Source organism: Roseovarius sp. MMSF_3298, assembly GCF_030733705.1.
Taxonomy (GTDB): Bacteria; Pseudomonadota; Alphaproteobacteria; order Rhodobacterales; family Rhodobacteraceae; genus Roseovarius; species Roseovarius confluentis.
This window is the reverse complement of sequence record NZ_JASHIN010000006.1, coordinates 151,963-168,776: the sequence shown is the minus strand read 5'-3', so window position 1 is coordinate 168,776 and position 16,814 is coordinate 151,963. Positions and strand designations below refer to the sequence as shown.

16 protein-coding genes are annotated in these 16,814 nt (G+C 63.9%); 12 read left to right on the top strand and 4 right to left on the bottom strand.

The window, feature by feature from the left end:
- The first annotated feature begins 67 nt into the window (after positions 1–67).
- From RBB18_RS08005 to RBB18_RS07980, 6 genes are all read left to right on the top strand, one after another.
- Positions 68–913 (top strand): helix-turn-helix domain-containing protein, encoded by an 846-nt coding sequence (locus RBB18_RS08005; RefSeq protein ID WP_306110727.1) that lies wholly within the window; start codon positions 68–70, stop codon positions 911–913.
- Positions 910–1,908, top strand: coding sequence for an ArsJ-associated glyceraldehyde-3-phosphate dehydrogenase (locus tag RBB18_RS08000; protein WP_306110728.1), 999 nt, complete (start codon positions 910–912; stop codon positions 1,906–1,908). The genes RBB18_RS08005 and RBB18_RS08000 overlap by 4 nt, the downstream gene beginning before the upstream one ends.
- Positions 1,905–3,185: an organoarsenical effux MFS transporter ArsJ gene (gene arsJ, locus RBB18_RS07995; protein WP_306110729.1), complete on the top strand. Its 1,281-nt coding sequence runs from the start codon at positions 1,905–1,907 to the stop codon at positions 3,183–3,185. The genes RBB18_RS08000 and arsJ overlap by 4 nt, the downstream gene beginning before the upstream one ends.
- A gap of 345 nt (positions 3,186–3,530) precedes the next feature.
- Positions 3,531–3,818, top strand: coding sequence for an HU family DNA-binding protein (locus RBB18_RS07990; protein WP_057790788.1), 288 nt, complete (start codon positions 3,531–3,533; stop codon positions 3,816–3,818).
- A gap of 73 nt (positions 3,819–3,891) precedes the next feature.
- Positions 3,892–4,764: a DMT family transporter gene (locus RBB18_RS07985; RefSeq protein ID WP_103762934.1), complete on the top strand. Its 873-nt coding sequence runs from the start codon at positions 3,892–3,894 to the stop codon at positions 4,762–4,764.
- Positions 4,765–4,823: 59 nt separating this feature from the next.
- Complete coding sequence (locus RBB18_RS07980; protein ID WP_274594507.1) at positions 4,824–5,600, top strand: methyltransferase domain-containing protein; 777 nt, start codon at positions 4,824–4,826, stop codon at positions 5,598–5,600.
- Positions 5,601–5,608: 8 nt separating this feature from the next.
- On the opposite strand, the gene aroC is transcribed toward RBB18_RS07980, so the two are convergent.
- The gene (gene aroC / locus RBB18_RS07975; protein ID WP_103762932.1) at positions 5,609–6,712 is read right to left on the bottom strand and encodes a chorismate synthase; all 1,104 of its coding nucleotides are present in this window, start codon (positions 6,710–6,712) and stop codon (positions 5,609–5,611) included.
- A 266-nt stretch (positions 6,713–6,978) separates the two neighbouring features.
- Here aroC and RBB18_RS07970 point away from each other — a divergent pair, with 266 nt between their 5' ends.
- The 4 genes from RBB18_RS07970 to RBB18_RS07955 all read left to right on the top strand — a co-directional run bounded on the left by RBB18_RS07970 (position 6,979) and on the right by RBB18_RS07955 (position 13,072).
- The gene (locus RBB18_RS07970) at positions 6,979–8,622 is read left to right on the top strand and encodes an ABC transporter substrate-binding protein (protein WP_306110730.1); all 1,644 of its coding nucleotides are present in this window, start codon (positions 6,979–6,981) and stop codon (positions 8,620–8,622) included.
- A 552-nt stretch (positions 8,623–9,174) separates the two neighbouring features.
- Positions 9,175–10,524, top strand: coding sequence for an aminotransferase class III-fold pyridoxal phosphate-dependent enzyme (locus RBB18_RS07965; RefSeq protein ID WP_306110731.1), 1,350 nt, complete (start codon positions 9,175–9,177; stop codon positions 10,522–10,524).
- Between the two features lie 156 nt (positions 10,525–10,680).
- Positions 10,681–12,057, top strand: coding sequence for a cytochrome ubiquinol oxidase subunit I (locus RBB18_RS07960; RefSeq protein ID WP_306110732.1), 1,377 nt, complete (start codon positions 10,681–10,683; stop codon positions 12,055–12,057).
- A 4-nt stretch (positions 12,058–12,061) separates the two neighbouring features.
- Positions 12,062–13,072: a cytochrome d ubiquinol oxidase subunit II gene (locus RBB18_RS07955; protein WP_103762928.1), complete on the top strand. Its 1,011-nt coding sequence runs from the start codon at positions 12,062–12,064 to the stop codon at positions 13,070–13,072.
- A 20-nt stretch (positions 13,073–13,092) separates the two neighbouring features.
- Here the strand turns inward: RBB18_RS07955 and RBB18_RS07950 are convergent, their stop codons facing one another.
- The gene (locus tag RBB18_RS07950; protein ID WP_103762927.1) at positions 13,093–13,380 is read right to left on the bottom strand and encodes a hypothetical protein; all 288 of its coding nucleotides are present in this window, start codon (positions 13,378–13,380) and stop codon (positions 13,093–13,095) included.
- Between the two features lie 172 nt (positions 13,381–13,552).
- On the opposite strand from RBB18_RS07950, the gene RBB18_RS07945 reads away from it, so the two are divergent.
- A complete protein-coding gene (locus tag RBB18_RS07945; protein WP_103762926.1) occupies positions 13,553–13,969 on the top strand; it encodes a TIGR01244 family sulfur transferase in 417 nt (138 codons plus the stop codon).
- Positions 13,966–14,688 carry a 2-dehydro-3-deoxygalactonokinase gene (locus RBB18_RS07940; protein ID WP_103762925.1) on the top strand — a complete coding sequence of 241 codons (723 nt, stop codon included), beginning with the start codon at positions 13,966–13,968 and terminating at the stop codon, positions 14,686–14,688. Before RBB18_RS07945 ends, RBB18_RS07940 begins: the two co-directional genes overlap by 4 nt.
- Here the strand turns inward: RBB18_RS07940 and RBB18_RS07935 are convergent.
- Entirely contained in the window at positions 14,685–15,617 is a 933-nt protein-coding gene (locus RBB18_RS07935) for a metal ABC transporter permease (RefSeq protein ID WP_306110769.1), read from the bottom strand. The genes RBB18_RS07940 and RBB18_RS07935 overlap by 4 nt on opposite strands.
- Positions 15,614–16,813: a metal ABC transporter permease gene (locus tag RBB18_RS07930; RefSeq protein ID WP_306110733.1), complete on the bottom strand. Its 1,200-nt coding sequence runs from the start codon at positions 16,811–16,813 to the stop codon at positions 15,614–15,616. The genes RBB18_RS07935 and RBB18_RS07930 overlap by 4 nt, the downstream gene beginning before the upstream one ends.
- Position 16,814 lies beyond the last annotated feature (1 nt).

Genomic DNA, 16,814 nt, shown 5'->3' with positions numbered 1-16,814 from the left:
TCATGCGTGAATGGCATCGGCACATCCACACTTGCGGATGCGCCACTAATTCAATATTTCATGAATCATGGAAGCAATGATTCCCCACCGGCTCGCCACCCTCGGCCATCCCCAGCGCATGGCGGTCTTTCGCCTTCTGATGCGGCGCTATCCCGATGCCGTCCCGGCGACCGAACTGGCCCGCGCGCTCGACCTCAAACCCAACACGCTCTCGACCTACGTGAACGCGCTGGTGCAGGCGGGGCTGATCACGCGCACGCGCACCGGCACCTCCCTGCGCTACAGCGTCGACATGACAGCGATGCGACAAACCCTCGACTATCTCATCGGCGATTGCTGCCGTGGTCGCCCCGATGCCTGTTCCCTCACCTCCCTGCACACTCTTCTCGGAGTTCCCCAAATGACCGACCGCAAGTACAACGTGCTCTTCATCTGCACCGGCAATTCCGCCCGCTCGATCTTTGCAGAATGTCTTCTCAGGGCGGAGGGCGGCGACCGCTTCAACGCCTATTCGGCCGGCACCAAGCCCAGGTCCGAACTGAACCCCTTCGCCCTCGATGTGCTGCAACAGAAAGGCCACGACACCTCGGTGCTCGAGGCCAAGAACGTCTCGGTTTTCCAGGGCCCCGACGCGCCGCAATTCGATTTCGTCTTCACCGTCTGCAACCAGGCCGCGAACGAGGAATGCCCGGCCTGGACCGGCCAGCCCGTCAGCGCCCATTGGGGCATGCCCGACCCGGTGAAGGCCGAGGGCACCGACGCGCAAAAGGCGCTCGCCTTCCAACAGGCCTACGGCGCACTTCAGAACCGCATCAAGGCGTTTACAAGCTTGTCACTCGACAGTCTCGATCGGATTTCCCTACAAAAAGCCGTGGACGACATCGCAAACATCAACAGCGGAGCCTCCGCATGACAACATACGCCGTCAACGGGCTGGGCCGCATCGGCAAGCTGATCCTGAAACCCCTGCTGGAGCGCGGTGCGCAAATCGCCTGGATCAACGACGCCGTGGGCGACCCGGAAATGCACGCGCATCTTCTGGAATTCGATACCGTGCATGGCCGCTGGGACGCCGACTTCTCCCATGACGCCGACAGCGTCACCATCGACGGCACCCGCATCCCCTTCATCGGCACGCGCGACCTGTCGGCCCTGCCGCTCGATGGCGTGGACGTGGTCATCGACTGCACCGGCGTGTTCAAGTCCGAGGCCAAGCTCGCCCCCTATTTCGACGCGGGCGTGAAAAAGGTGGTCGTCTCCGCCCCGGTCAAGGACGGCGATGCCGCCAACATCGTCATGGGCATCAACGACGACATCTACGACCCCGCCCGCCACCGCATCGTCACCGCCGCCAGCTGCACCACCAATTGCCTCGCCCCCGTGGTCAAGGTCATCCACGAAAACCTGCGGATCAAGCACGGCTCAATGACCACGATCCACGATGTCACCAACACGCAGACCATCGTCGACCGCCCCGCCAAGGACCTGCGCCGTGCCCGCTCGGCGCTCAACTCCCTGATCCCGACGACCACCGGCAGCGCCACGGCGATCACGCTCATCTACCCCGAACTCAAGGGCCGCCTGAACGGCCACGCCGTCCGCGTGCCGCTGCTGAACACCTCGATCACCGATTGCGTCTTCGAGGTCGAGCGCGAAACCACCGCCGAAGAGGTCAACGGCTTCTTCAAGGCCGCCGCCGAAGGCTCGCTCAAGGGCATCCTTGGCTACGAGGAACGCCCGCTGGTCTCCGCCGACTACACCAACGATCAACGCTCCGGCATCGTCGACGCGCCCTCGACCATGGTCGTCAACGGCACCCACGTGAAGATCTACGCATGGTACGACAACGAGATGGGCTATGCCTATCGCCTCGTCGACGTGGCCCTGATGGTCGGCGCGTCGCTGTGAGCCAGACCCGCGAACGCCCCGAGGGCCTCTCGGCCTATATCGCCGTCACCGCGGCCTACTGGGCCTTCATGCTCACCGACGGCGCGTTGCGGATGCTGGTGCTGCTGCACTTCCACACGCTGGGCTTTTCGCCCGTCCAACTGGCCTATCTCTTCGTCCTGTATGAGATCGCCGGCATGGTCACCAACCTCGCCGCCGGCTGGATCGCCGCCCGCTTCGGCCTGACCTCGACGCTCTATGCGGGTCTCGGGATACAGGTGCTGGCCTTGCTGGCCCTGACCCAGCTCGACCCCGACTGGGCCATCGGCCTCTCGGTCGTCTATGTCATGGTCGTCCAAGGCGCCAGCGGCGTGGCAAAGGACCTCGCCAAGATGTCCTCCAAGTCCGCCGTCAAGCTCCTCGCCCCCGCGACGGGCGGAGGCCTCTTTCGCTGGGTCGCCGTGCTCACCGGCTCCAAGAACGCGGTAAAAGGTCTGGGCTTCCTCCTCGGCGCCGCCCTTCTGGCGCTCTTCGGCTTCACCGGCGCGGTGCTCGGCATGGCCGCCATCCTCGCCCTCATTCTCGTGGCCGTCCTCATCGCCATGCCCTCGGGCCTGCCCAAGGGCCGCAAGGGCGCCAAGTTCTCCGAGGTCTTCTTCAAGTCCCCGAACGTCAACTGGCTGTCGGCGGCGCGCGTCTTTCTCTTCGGCGCACGCGACGTCTGGTTCGTCGTCGGCATCCCGATCTACTTCTACGCCGTGCTCTCCGACGGCACCGAGGACGGCAATCGCGCCGCCTTCTTCCTCATCGGCACGTTCATGGCCCTCTGGATCATCCTCTACGGCGCCGTGCAGGCCGCCGCCCCCCGTCTCCTGCGTGCCGCCTCCCGCCCCGAAGCCGACCTCGTCTACGCCGCCCGCGGCTGGGCCTGGGCGCTGGCCGCCATTCCCGCCGTCCTGACCGCCGCCGCGCTGGCGTCTTCCGGCCCGCAACCCTGGCTCACCGTCACGCTGGTGGCCGGCCTGCTGGTCTTCGGCGGCATATTCGCGGTCAACTCCTCCCTGCACTCCTACCTGATCCTCGCCTTCACCCGGGCCGAGCGCGTGACGATGGACGTGGGCTTCTACTACATGGCCAACGCCGGAGGCCGGCTCCTCGGAACCGTGCTGTCGGGCCTGACCTATCAACTGGGCGGCCTGCCCCTGATGCTCGGGACCGCGACCGCGATGGTCGCAGCCTCCGCGCTGGCGTCCGGTCGCCTCGATCCGGCCCTGGGCCAGGAACGCCCCGCCACGTAGCGCCAGTCTCCTGTTAACCACGTACGGCCCGTTAACCCCGGCAAATCGCGAAACGCGCACCGTCGCCATACCACCCGGATACCGACGCGATACCGACATGGAATTTCGACCGCTTTTGCCCGATTAACCAAGTTTCACTGGCGATTCCCCGCCTCGCTTGCAGGATCGCCATTTGCGCGTTGAAGGTCCCTGAATCTCGTGTAAAACGGCCTGAACCCAAAAAAACAGGCCCAAATCACCGAAATCGGCCTTGTTTTACGACACTATTTGTTGTGTTTGCCTACAAGATACAGTTAAATCCCGCGCAGGAGGCCCAAGAAACGGGCAGTTGAAGGAGACCAGAAAATGGCAAAACCGATGACCAAAACCCAGCTCGTTGCGGCCCTCGCCGAGGAAATGGGCAGCGACAAGAAAACCGCGACAAGCGCCCTCGACTCCATGATCGAGATCATCACCAAGGAAGTGTCGAACGGCGGCGCCGTCACCCTTCCCGGCGTTGGCAAGATCTACTGCCGCGAGCGTCCGGCGCGCATGGTGCGCAACCCCGCCACCGGCGAGCAAATCCACAAGGATGCCGACAAGGTCGTCAAAATGACGATCGCCAAGGCCCTCAAGGACAGCGTGAACGGCTGACCTTGTATTCCTTTCAGGTTTCGGAAAGGGTCGCCCCACCGGCGGCCCTTTTCATTTCGAGGACGAGTAAAACATGGATGTTCGCGCGTTACTCATGGGGCTGGCCTTTGCCGTCATGTGGTCCAGCGCCTTCACCTCCGCGCGCATCATCGTCGCCGCCGCACCGCCCGTCAGCGCGCTTGCCCTGCGCTTCCTGATCTCGGGCATACTGGGTGTTCTGATCGCCCGCGCCCTGGGGCAATCCTGGCGTCTGACACCCGCGCAATGGCGGGCCACGATCATCTTCGGCCTGTGCCAGAACGCGCTCTATCTCGGCCTGAATTTCGTCGCCATGCAGACGGTCGAGGCCTCGCTCGCCGCGATCATTGCCTCGTCGATGCCGCTGCTCGTCGGCCTCGCCAGTTGGCTGATCCTCGGCCAGCGCGTCAGCGCCCTGGGCTTCGCCGGACTCGCCGCGGGAATGGCCGGCGTCGCGCTGATCATGGGCACGCGTATCCAGGGCGGCGCCGACCTTTACGGCGTCATGCTCTGCATCGGCGGCGTCATCGCGCTTACTTTTGCCACCCTGATGGTGCGCGGCGCGACCTCGGGCGGTAACTTCCTGATGATCGTGGGCCTGCAAATGCTGGTCGGCAGCGCCGCCTTGGGCGTTTTCGGCCTTGCAACCGAAACCCTTGAAATCGCCTGGTCGTGGCAACTGATCGCGGCCTTCGTCTACACCACGCTGATCCCCGGCCTCGCCGCAACGCTGGTCTGGTTCGCCCTGGTCAACCGCATCGGCGCGGTCAAGGCCGCGACCTTCCACTTCCTCACCCCGTTCTTCGGCGTCACCATCGCCGCCCTCGTGCTTAACGAAGCATTAGGTTTCTGGGATATAATTGGCGTGCTGGTCGTAACAGGCGGCATTCTCGCCGTGCAGCTCTCGCGTCAAACGGCCCCGCGCTAAGGCGTCGATTTCGTGATTTTTCCGCTTTCGGGTATTCTGAAACGCGGGGGGATGCGATCATGCTGCAATTCAACGCCGAGACGACGCGCCTGCTGGACCTCGTCTATCAAGGGTCCGACATCATCCAGCGGCGGCGTCTGTCGTTCGACGCTGTCTTGCCGAAGCCTGCCGAGACGATCCTCGATATCGGGAGCGGCAACGGCCTTTTGTCTGCCGAACTGGCCCGCGCCGTCGGACCCGGCGGGTGCATCATCGGGGTCGACCCCAGCAACGACATGCGGGAGGCCGCCATCGCCCGCTGCACCGAGTTCGAATGGGTCGAGTTCCGCGATGGCTCGGCTTATGATCTGCCGGTTGAGAGGGGATCGGTCGACAAGGCCGTCTCGGTGCAGGTGTTCGAATATCTCGATGACCTGCCACGTGCCTGTCGCGAGGTCGCCCGTGTGTTGCGCCCCGGTGGACGGCTGGTTGTCAGCGACATCCATTTCGACAGCTGGATCTGGCACACCGAGGATCAGCCGCGCATGGACCGCATGATCGCCTCGTGGGACGACCATTTCATCGAGCGCCGCGTGCCTGCGGTGCTGCCGCCGATGCTGCGCGACGCGGGCTTCGAGGTAGAGGATATCCGCCCGGTCACGCTAAATGATCACGATCTCAGACCGGACGGTCTGGCCCGCATGATGCTGACATTAATGGATAACTACGCGCGGCAGAACGACCTCGTCCCCGAAGCCGATTGCACGGCTTGGCGCAAAGAACAGGAAGCCCTCGCCGCTGAGGGGCGCTTTTTCTTTTCATTGACGCAGTTCGCGGTGGTCGCCCGCAAGTCATAGGCCTGGGATCAGCCGATCACGCCCCGCGGTCCGGCCCCGACCTGCCCGCGATGCAACAACAGGTGATCGAGCACGACACAGGCCATCATCGCCTCTGCCACCGGCACCGCGCGGATGCCGACGCAGGGGTCGTGCCGCCCCTTGGTGACAACCTCGGTCGGGCTGCCGTCCATCCGGATCGACCGGCGCGGCGTCAGGATAGAACTGGTGGGCTTCACGGCAAACCGCACCACGATGTCCTGCCCGGTGGAGATGCCACCAAGGATGCCGCCCGCGTGGTTGCTGGTGTATTCCGGACCATTCTCGCCCATGAAAATCTCGTCGGCATTGTCGACGCCGGTCAGCCGGGCCGCGGCCATACCCTCGCCGATCTCCACGCCCTTCACCGCGTTGATACTCATCATTGCCGCGGCAAGGTCAGTGTCCAACTTGCCGTAAACCGGCGCGCCCAGCCCCGCCGGCGCTCCGCGACAGACCACCTCAATCTCCGCCCCGACAGAGTTCTGCGCCTTGCGGATGCCTTGCAGATACTCCTCCCAGACCGCCACCGCGCCCGCATCGGGCAGAAAGAAATCGTTGCGGTCTATCTGGTCCCAGTCGATCTGGTCGGGGTCGATCGTGACCTCGCCCATCCGGGTCATGTAGCCCTTCACCTGCAGCCCCGGCGCAAGGCTTGCCAGCGCAGCCCGCGCCAGCCCCCCTGCCGCGACCCGTGCGGCCGTCTCGCGGGCAGAACTGCGCCCGCCGCCGCGATAGTCCCGGATGCCGTATTTCTGGTGATAGGTGATGTCCGCATGACCCGGCCGGAAGGTTTGCGCGATATCGCCGTAATCCTTCGACCTCTGGTCGGTGTTCTCGATCATCAGCTGCACCGGCGTGCCGGTGGTCTGTCCTTCGAACACCCCCGACAGGATCTTCACCGCGTCCGGCTCCTTGCGCTGCGTCGTGTGCTTGCTCTGGCCCGGGCGGCGCTTGTCCAGAAACTGCTGAAGGAAGGCCTCGTCCACCGGAACCCCCGGCGGACACCCGTCCACGGTCGCGCCCAAAGCGGGCCCGTGGCTTTCGCCCCACGTGGTGACGCGAAACAGATGTCCGAATGTGTTGAGGCTCATACCCTGTCTCCTTTGCCGCCTGATCTACCCGTGCGCTCAAAGCGTCTCAAGCAAATTCGCCGGGGCCGAACCACCCGCATTGATCACGTCGCAAAACTACAATTTGATGTCGCAAATATTACAGGTCGTACGTATCCGTCCGCCCATTCTCATTCGGCGACATGCCCGGTCGAATGCTGGCGGATTTTCGAAAAGACCCAGGAAAACGCTGACCTGCGAGCCGGAAAAACAGGATGGAACAACATCCGATCAACAGGGAGACTTCGATGACACACGAAACGGAAACCGCGCAGCTGCGCCCCGTCATACGCAAGCTGGCCGAGGACACGCGCGCCGGCAAGATGGACCGCCGCGAATTCATGGCACTCGCCTCGACCTTCGGCGCCAGCGCCGCCACCGCTTACGGCCTTCTGGGCATGGCTCAACCCGCTATGGCGCAGGATGGCGAAGGCAAGAAAGGCGGTGTTCTGCGCGTCGCCATGCGAGTTCTGGAAATCACCGATCCGCGCAAGTACGACTGGACCGAGAAAGGCAACCTGGGCCGTCAGTTCTGCGAGCCGCTGGTGCGCTGGAACTCCGATTACAGCTTTACCGGCCTTCTGCTCGACAGCTGGGAAGTGTCGGACGACGCGCAGACCTACACCCTCAACCTGCGCCAGGGCGTGACGTGGAACAACGGCGACGATTTCACGACCGAGGATGTGGTCCACAACATCACCCGCTGGTGCGACAAGTCGGTGGAAGGCAATTCCATGGCCGCGCGCATGGCCTCCTTGATCGACGCGGAATCGGGCCAACTGGCCGATGGCGTGGTCGAGCAGGTCGATGACTACACCGTCAAGCTGAACCTGCCGCGCCCCGACATCTCGCTCATCGCAGGTATGGCCGACTATCCCGCGCTGATCGTGCACCGCAGCCACGGCGACGACACCGACCTTGCCCAAAGCCCGATCGGCACCGGCCCGTTCGAGCTGGTCTCGATGGATATCGGCACCGGCGCCGAGGTGAAGCGCCGCGAAAACGGTGAATGGTGGGGCGGCGACGTCTATCTCGACGGCATCAAGTTCATCGACTTCGGCACCGATGGCGCGGCCATCGTGGCGGCCTTCGACGGTGACGAGATCGACGTGAACGATGAAACCACGTCCGACTTCATCGACACGCTGGACGGTCTTGGCCTGGTCAAAAGCACCATGCCCACCGCCAATACGATCGTTGCCCGGATGCGCATGGACACCGAGCCCTACACGTCGAAAGAACTGCGCAACGCCGTGCAGATGGCAGTCGACAACAACATCGCGCTGCAACTGGGCATCAACGGCGACGGCATCACCGCCGAAAACCACCACGTCGCACCGTTCCACCCCGAATACGCCGAGATCCCCAAGAAAGAGGCCGATCCCGCCGCCGCCATCGAAATGGCCAAGGCCGCAGGTCACGGCGAAACCGAACTGGAGCTGATCTCGATCGACGGCGACTGGCGCACGGTGACCACCGACGCCATCGGCGCGATGCTGCGCGAGGCGGGCTTCAACCTCAAGCGCACCGTCATCCCCGGCTCGTCCTTCTGGAACGATTGGACAAAGTACCCCTTCTCGACCACCAACTGGGGCCCGCGCCCCTTGGGCGTGCAGGTATTGGTGCTGGCCTACAAGTCGGGCGAGGCCTGGAACGAATCCGGCCACTCGGACCCCGAGTTCGACGCGATACTCGAAGAGGCCGTTGGCGTGTTTGACGCGGACCAGCGGCGCGAATACTCCGCCAAGCTGCAAGCGCGCCTTCAGGACAACGGCGTGATCATACAGCCCTTCTGGCGCAACCAGACCAAGCATTTTGCCGAGCATGTGAAGAACGACCAGGTGCACCAGTTCCGGTACATGCATTTCGAAAATGTCTGGCTCGACACCTGAACCTGTACCAGATCATCACCACCCCAATAGCGGCGCCCCGTGCGCCGCTATTTTTTTTCGAGTCGAAGTCAGGGGTTAGCGCCTGTCGCGGTTAAAACGAATCACGCGATATTGACCGGCGCGAATCACTTCGCCTATACCTTGTAAAACAGCATGAAACGCACGGGGACAAGGGACCGGACCCGTGCATCCATCGGGGGACGCCGTGTTGCGAACGGCACTGGGGCACATCTTGATTTCGGCACCGCGTAACCACGCGGGGAATGCCGCATGACCCGGGCGACGGTCATAACGGACCAGCGTGCCTCTGCGCCCCATCCAGGCTTTTCCGATATATTTCAGACACACACCGCGATCGACGCATCGCGGTACACCCTGACCGGGGACGACCAGCGAGCCCCGGCACGGTAACCCGACAACGCGGCAGGAGGGAATGAGGGGCCGAACCAACGGCCCCCTTTCTTTTGCGCGGTCCCCATTGGCGTCACTGGACAGAACCCCGGCACGGTGCCACGTTTGATCAAATCCGCGACTCAGACACGGGGGCTTTCCATGAAAGACGACAATTTCCTGCGAGAGATGAATGCGCGCCACCTGTGGCACCCGATGGGCCACCCGGGCGAACAGCAGGAACACGCTCCCACCATCATCAAAAGCGCCGAGGGCGTCGAGATTACCGATATCGACGGGCATCGCGTGGTGGACGCCGTGGGCGGACTGTGGTGCACGAACTTGGGCTATTCCAACGACGCCATCAAACAGGCGATCAGTGACCAGCTGTGGCAACTGCCCTATTATTCGGCCTTTGCCGGCACCACCAATCCCCCGGCGATCGAGGCCTCCTACGCGGTACAGGAATTCTTTGCCGAAGACGGCATCGCCCGCGTCTTTTTCACCTCCGGCGGGTCCGACGCGGTCGACACGGCCCTGCGCATGGCGCGGCAATATCACCGCCTGCGCGGCGAGCCCACGCGCACCAAGTTCCTGTCACTCAAAAAGGGCTATCACGGCACACATTGGGGCGGCGCGTCGGTCAATGGCAACAACCGCTTCCGCATCACCTACGAGCCGCTTCTGCCCGGCTGTTTCCACCTGCCCAGCCCTTATACATATCGCAATCCGTTCCACGAAACCGATCCTGCCAGGCTGGCCGAGAAGATCGCCGCCGCGATGGTGGACGAGATCGAGTTCCAGGACCCAAGCACCATCGCGGCCTTCATCATGGAGCCGATCCAGGGCGCGGGCGGAGTCATCGTGCCCGACGCCAGTTTCATGAAGCACATGCGCGAGATTTGCGACCGCTACGGCATCCTGCTGATCTCCGACGAGGTCATCTGCGGCTTCGGACGCACCGGCGACTGGTCGGGCGCCCGGCACTGGGGCGTGCAGCCCGACATGATGACCGTCGCCAAGGGCATCACCAGCGCCTATTTCCCCGTGGGCGGCGTCCTGCTCGGCGAGACGGTCGCGGAGGTGTTCGAGGGCGCCGACGCGGGCGGCGCGATCTGGACGGGCTACACCTATTCGGCGCATCCGGTCGGGGCCGCCGCTGTCGTGGCCTGCCTGTCCGAGACCTTGCGGCTGGATACGAAAACCAACGCCGCGGCCCGCGGCACCCAACTGTTCGAAGGCGTGCGGAACCTGATGGAGAAACACGACATCATCGGCGATGTACGGGGCGGGCACGGCCTGATGACCGGCATAGAACTGGTCAGCGACCGCGCCGCGAAAACCCCGATGGACGCAACCACAGTCAAGCGGGTCCACAAGGCCACGTACGAGGCCGGCGCGATGGTCCGGATCGGGGGCAACAACCTGCTGATGTCACCGCCGCTGATCATCACCGAGGCAGAGATCGACCGCGTTCTTTCGGCCCTGGACGCGGGCTTTGCCGCAGCCTGACGGCAGCACAAGCGAAAACGAAGCGGCAATCCGAGCGTCCGCCGTTCCCACTTTTGCCGCGCCCTCTGGTCGCATTGGGCGGAAATTCGCGCGTTTCGCCTTAGGTTGATTGGTGGCGGTTACTGAAGTCCGTCGCAACCTGTCACCCTAAGAGCCATGGACACACTCCTGCTATCGCGCATCCAGTTCGGTGCCAACATCTCGTTCCACATCCTGTTCCCCACGATCACGATCGCGCTGGGGTGGGTGCTTTTCTACTTCAAGCTGCGCTTCAACCGCAGCGGCGCGGAACGCTGGATGAATGCCTACCGCTTCTGGGTGAAGGTGTTCGCACTCAGCTTTGGCCTTGGCGTCGTGTCGGGGATCACCATGTCCTTCCAGTTCGGCACCAACTGGCCCGGCTTCATGGAAACCGTCGGCAACATCGCAGGCCCGCTTCTGGCCTACGAGGTCTTGACCGCCTTCTTCCTCGAGGCCGTGTTCCTGGGCATCATGCTTTTCGGCATGAGCCGCGTTCCGGGCTGGCTGCACACGCTGGCCACGTTCCTGGTGGCGTTTGGCACGACCATGTCTGCCTTCTGGATCGTCGTGCTGTCCAGCTGGATGCACACGCCGGCGGGGTTCGAGATGCGCGACGGCGTGGCCCACGCAACGGATTGGTGGGCGATCATATTCAACCCGTCCATGCCGTACCGCGTGACCCATATGCTGCTGGCCTCGGGCCTGACGGTCGCGTTCCTTCTGGCCGGCCTGTCCGCTCTGCGCTGGCTGCGCGGCGACAAGGGCGAAGACGTGCGTGTGTCACTCGTCACGGGCCTTGGCCTCGGCGCTCTTCTGATCCCGATGCAGATCCTCGCGGGCGACATGCACGGGCTGAACACCTTGGAACATCAGCCCGCCAAGGTGGCCGCGATGGAAGGAAACTGGAACACCCAAGGCAACGCCCCGCTTCTGCTCTTCGCGATCCCGGACGAGGCCGCGCGCGAAAACCATGCAGAGATCGGCATTCCGAACCTTGCGTCGATCATCCTGACGCACCATGCCGACGGCGAAATTCCGGGCCTCAACGACTTTGTCGCCGAAGATGGCACACTCCTTCACCCGCCCGTCGCGCCGGTGTTCTACGCCTTCCGTCTCATGGTTGGCACCGGCATGGCGATGCTCCTGATCAGCTGGGTCGCCGTGGGCTTCATGGCGTTTCGGCGGCGTGGCCCCGAGGGCCTGCCCAAGCCGCTGTTGCTGGCGCTGGTGCCGATGGCCTTTTCCGGCTGGGTCGCCACGCTCGCGGGCTGGTACACGACAGAAATCGGACGTCAGCCGTGGCTGGTCAGCGGCGTGATGACGACCGAACAAGCCGTGGCCGAAGTGCCCGCACCGATGGTGGCGACGACGTTGGTCATCTACCTTTCGGTCTATGCCGCTCTTCTGCTGGCCTATATTTTCGTGCTCTATTACCTCGCCTGTGTCGGAGAGCAGGCGAAAAAGCGGGGCCGTCCGGACATGCCCGGGCTGAACCCGGCCCCGGCAGAGTAGACGCATGGACACGTTCGGAGATCCCGCGATCTGGTTGCCGCTGGCCTTTGCCGGTCTCATGGGCCTGTCGATCCTGTTCTACGTCTGCCTCGACGGGTTCGACCTCGGGATCGGGGTGCTGTTTCCCTTCGCCACGGAGGCCGAGAAAGACCGCATGGTCGCCTCGATCGGACCGTTCTGGGACGCCAATGAGACGTGGCTGGTTCTGGCCATCGGCATCCTTCTGGTGGCCTTTCCCACCGCGCACGGCGTGATCCTGACAACCCTCTACCTGCCGGTCGCCCTCATGCTGGTGGGCCTCATCCTGCGGGGCGTCGCTTTCGAATTCCGCGCCAAGGCCCCGGCCCGGCGCAAGCGGCTCTGGGACCTGTCCTTCTGGATCGGAAGCCTCATGGCGTCGCTGTCCCAGGGCTTCATGCTGGGGCTGTACGTCATGGGCCTGAACATGACGCCCTTCACTCTGCTCTTCGGGGCGATCACGGCGGTCTTCCTGACGGTGGCCTATTCCTTCATCGGGGCGACTTGGATGATCCTGAAAGCCGAAGGCGAATTGCAGGCCAAGGCCATTCGCTGGGCGCGTGACGGGATCTGGGGCGTGATCCTGGGGCTGGGGGCCATATCGCTGGCCTCGCCCTATGTCAGCAGCCGGATCTTCGACAAGTGGTTCACGCTGCCCGAGCTTTACTTCCTCGCGCCGCTGCCCCTGATCTCGGCGGGCCTGATCTTGCTCCTCTGGGGCCTGCTGCGCAGCCTGCCGCGCAAAAACGACGCGCTGTGTGCCGCGCCGTTTGCCCTGACCATCGCGCTTTTCACGCTGGGCTTTATCGGCATGGCGTATTCGTTCTACCCCTACGTGGTACCCGAGCGCCTGACCATATTCGAGGCCGCAAGCGCACCGGAAAGCCTGATGATCATCCTCGTCGGCACACTTTTCGTCCTGCCGATGATCATCGGGTACACGGTGCTGTCCTACGTGATCTTCCGCGGCAAGGCGACGGAGCTGCGGTATGACTGACGCCCGGGGCGGTCAGCGGTTCAGCTGAACCGCTTCCACGCATCCTGCATGGCCTTTGACATGTCGTCCCATGCCTTGTCGGCACCGGCCTTGACGTCGTTCCATGCCGCCGACTGATTGCGCTGCAACTCGTCCAGCTTGACCTGCATCTCGTCACGTCGTGCGCGAAGCTCTTTCAGGTGTTCCTCGTACTGGACCTGCGCATCCGCTTGCGCCTTCTCGGCCTGCGCGCGCATCTTGTCGATATTGGCCTGCCACTCCTTCATCTGAGCCTCAAGCTTCTTGGTGTAGGCGTCCTTGTCGGTCATAAGCCTCGGTCCTCCCTTTCAATGCGGTTCACAATTATGCATCTGGGAATATAGCACGCTTGCCGGTCTCGTGCAGTCGCCATGCACCCAACCATCGCTCTTGGCGACGCGGTCATTGAAATCCATCGTCATTTGCGCCCATATTGGCTTTAGCCGGAACAGGAGCCAAAGCATGGATATTCGCCCCCTGACGCAGGAATTCGCCGTCTCGCCGCAAATCGACGCGGCACATGTGCGCGAAGTCGCCGGAGCGGGGTTTCAATCCATCCTCTGCAACCGGCCGAATGACGAAGAACCCGGACAGCCCGAGTTCGAAGCGATCAAACAGGCGGCGGAAGCCGAAGGGCTGGAAGTGTGCAGTGTGCCCATCACGTCCGGCATGATCACCCCCGATGCGCTGGCCGAGTTCGACAAGGCGCTTCAGGACCTGCCCAAGCCCATTCTGGCCTATTGTCGCAGCGGCACCCGCTGCACCATGCTCTGGGCCGCGGTGGAACATGGCCGCCGTGCCGATGAAGAGATCATCGAACGCGCCGCAAAGGCGGGGTATGACGTGGCTCCGCTCGTGCGGCAAATGCAGGCGCGATGACCCGCTGGATCGCGCTTGTTCCCGAAAGCTCCGGCCTGTCGGGGCACCTGATTGACGGCGAAAGCCTCTTGAGACACACCACCGCAGCCTCGGAAGACGCGGTTCTGGCGGAGCTTGGCGATGCACCGCGCATGGTGCGATTGGGCGATGGACCGCCCGATCGCCTGCCCACAAGCATTCTGCCGGAAAACCGTGGCACCCTGCCCGCGCTCGAACAGGCCAGCCCGCCCGACATCATCAGCGCCAGCGTACGTCTCTGGATCGCCGGTGCGCTTGCGACGCGCGTGCATTGGGACGGTGTGATATGCGCGACGCAAGCCGATGTGACCCATTGGATTCATATCAGCGCAGGCGAAGCGATCAGCGCCCAGACGGTTCTGACACCGCGCCTCGTGACCGCGCTCGATGGTGCCGCATCGGCGGATGCCGATGCGCTGGCCGATACGCTAAGCCGACCGGAGCGCCTTGCCGCGCATTTGCGTCAGGCCGAAATCGCAGGCGACCGCGCGGCTTTGACAGGTCACCTACTGGGGGCCGAACTGGCCGCCACCCGGCCCTATTGGCTTGGACAGGAGGTTCTGGTGATCAGCACCGAACCTGCCCCGCACATGACGGCGCTCGCTGCTCAGGGCGTGCCGGCAACGGCACTGGACCCCGGCAATCTTGTCGGGGCCGGGCTTGTGGCGCTGGGCCGGACGCTGGGTCTGGTGGACAGCTAGGGTGCCGACGCGCTGACGCCGCTTCGGTGGCGGCACGGGCCGAATGCGGCGGCCAGACCAAGGATTGCCCCCGAAACCGTCGCGATCATGCCCGCCGCACTGACCGCGTCGTCAAAGCCCAGCCAAAGCGGGCCGTATCCGGCCAGCACGTACCCCAAGACCGCAGAGAGCACGGCGAACCCGATCGACCATGCCACCTGCGCCTCCAGGCCGTTGGTGACCATCCGTGCGGCAGCGGGCGGGCAGATGAACATCGCGATCACGATGATCGAGCCCACCGCGTCGAACGCCGCAACCGCCGCGATGGCCGCAACCACGACCAGCCCCAGCCCGATCAAGCTTCCAGGCAGCCCGACCGTGCGCGCGAACGCCTCGTCAAAGGTCGACAGCTTCAGTGGTCGCCAGAACACCCATGTCAGTCCCGTTACCAGCACCAACGTCAAGGCCATCCGAGGCAACTCAGGCGGCAGGCCCCGCAGCGCACCGATATCCACAAGCGACGCCCAGCCCTGCGCATCAAGCCAGATCAGGCTTTCAAGGTTGCCATAAAGCGCATGTTCGACATCAAGATGCACCGAAGATGTGTCCGATTGCTCCAGCAACAGGACACCCCCCGCGAACATCGCCGTAAAGACGACGCCCATCGCGGCACCCGGCTCGATCCCGCCCAGCCGCCTGATCGCCTCGATCAGGCCGACAGCCACAAGCGACGCAACACCTGCCCCCAGCATCATCGGCCACGCGGCCACGACCCCGGTCACCAGAAAGGCAACCACGATCCCCGGCAGCACAACGTGACTGATCGCATCGCCAATCAGCGCCTGACGCCGCAGCAACAGGAAATTCCCGGGTATCGCGCAGGCGACCGCGGCAAAGACCCCGATCAGCATGGGCGCCAGGGACAGGACGACGAATTCCTCGCCCATCAGAACACCCCCTTTGGCTGCAATTCGCGATCAAGAGCGCCTAACTGATCCGGCGTCAAAACATCGTCCAGCGGTGTCAGCCCGTCATAGCTGGCCGCCGCTTCCTCATAGGCCGGATCCGAGCGTAACAGCTGCCAGCGCCGCTCATCGCGCAATGCCTTGCCGGCCTGAGTCCGGCCAAGCTCGGTCGCCACGCCGTCAGCACGAATAAGCCCCCGGCGCCGCATAAGACGCAGGGTCAGGCCCTCGTAAATCGGCTGCCCTTGCGCCAGCGCCAACAATCCCTGCCGGACATGAACCCGCGCACGAAACCGCCGATGCCGCAGGACCACGGCGAAAACACCGCGATTGGGGGCCGTCAAAAGCGAAAGGATGAAAAGCGCGAACGCGACCAGCACGATGATCGGGCCGGTGGGCAACGCCGGGGCCGTGGCCGAAACTGCCGCTCCGGCATAGCCGGACGCTGCGCCGATCAGACCGGCCGAAATCACCACATGGCCAACCCGGTCAGTCCAGAACCGCGCCGCGACCGCCGGAATGATCAGCAGCGCGACAATCAGGATCAACCCCACGACTTTCAGGCCCACGACAGTGATCGCCAGCGCCAATCCCATCATCGCCAACTCGACTCTGGGTACGTTTATACCCAGGCTCGCGGCGAACACGCGATCAAAGGCCACCATGGTCATCGGCCGCCGGAACGCGGCAACCAGAAGAAGCACGATCGCGCCGCCCGACGCGATCACCATCGCGTCCTGCCACAACATTCCGGCTGTCGAGCCGAGCAGGAAGCTCTCCAACCCCGCCTGCCGCCCGGAATTCATCGACTGGATCACCGTCAGCAGCACGATACCGAAGCCGAAAAACACCGACAGTACCGCCCCGATGGCCGCATCCTCCGACAGCCGCGTCCTGTTGGTCAGGGCACTGACGCACAAAAGCCCGACGGCCGCCGACAGGGCCGAGCCGACCAGCAGACCCGGCAGGGCCCGCCCGTCCCCGCCAAGCGCCACCATCACCACGAAGGCGAGCGCGACGCCCGGAAGGGTCGCGTGGCTGATCGCGTCGCTGACAAGCGCCCTCTTGCCCAGAAACAGGAACGTTCCCGTCGCACCCGCCGCCATACCAAGCAGCGCCGCGCCAATCGTGACAAGCGTGGCATTGTATCCAAGCTGCAGTGTCAGCGCGTCCCAAATCATC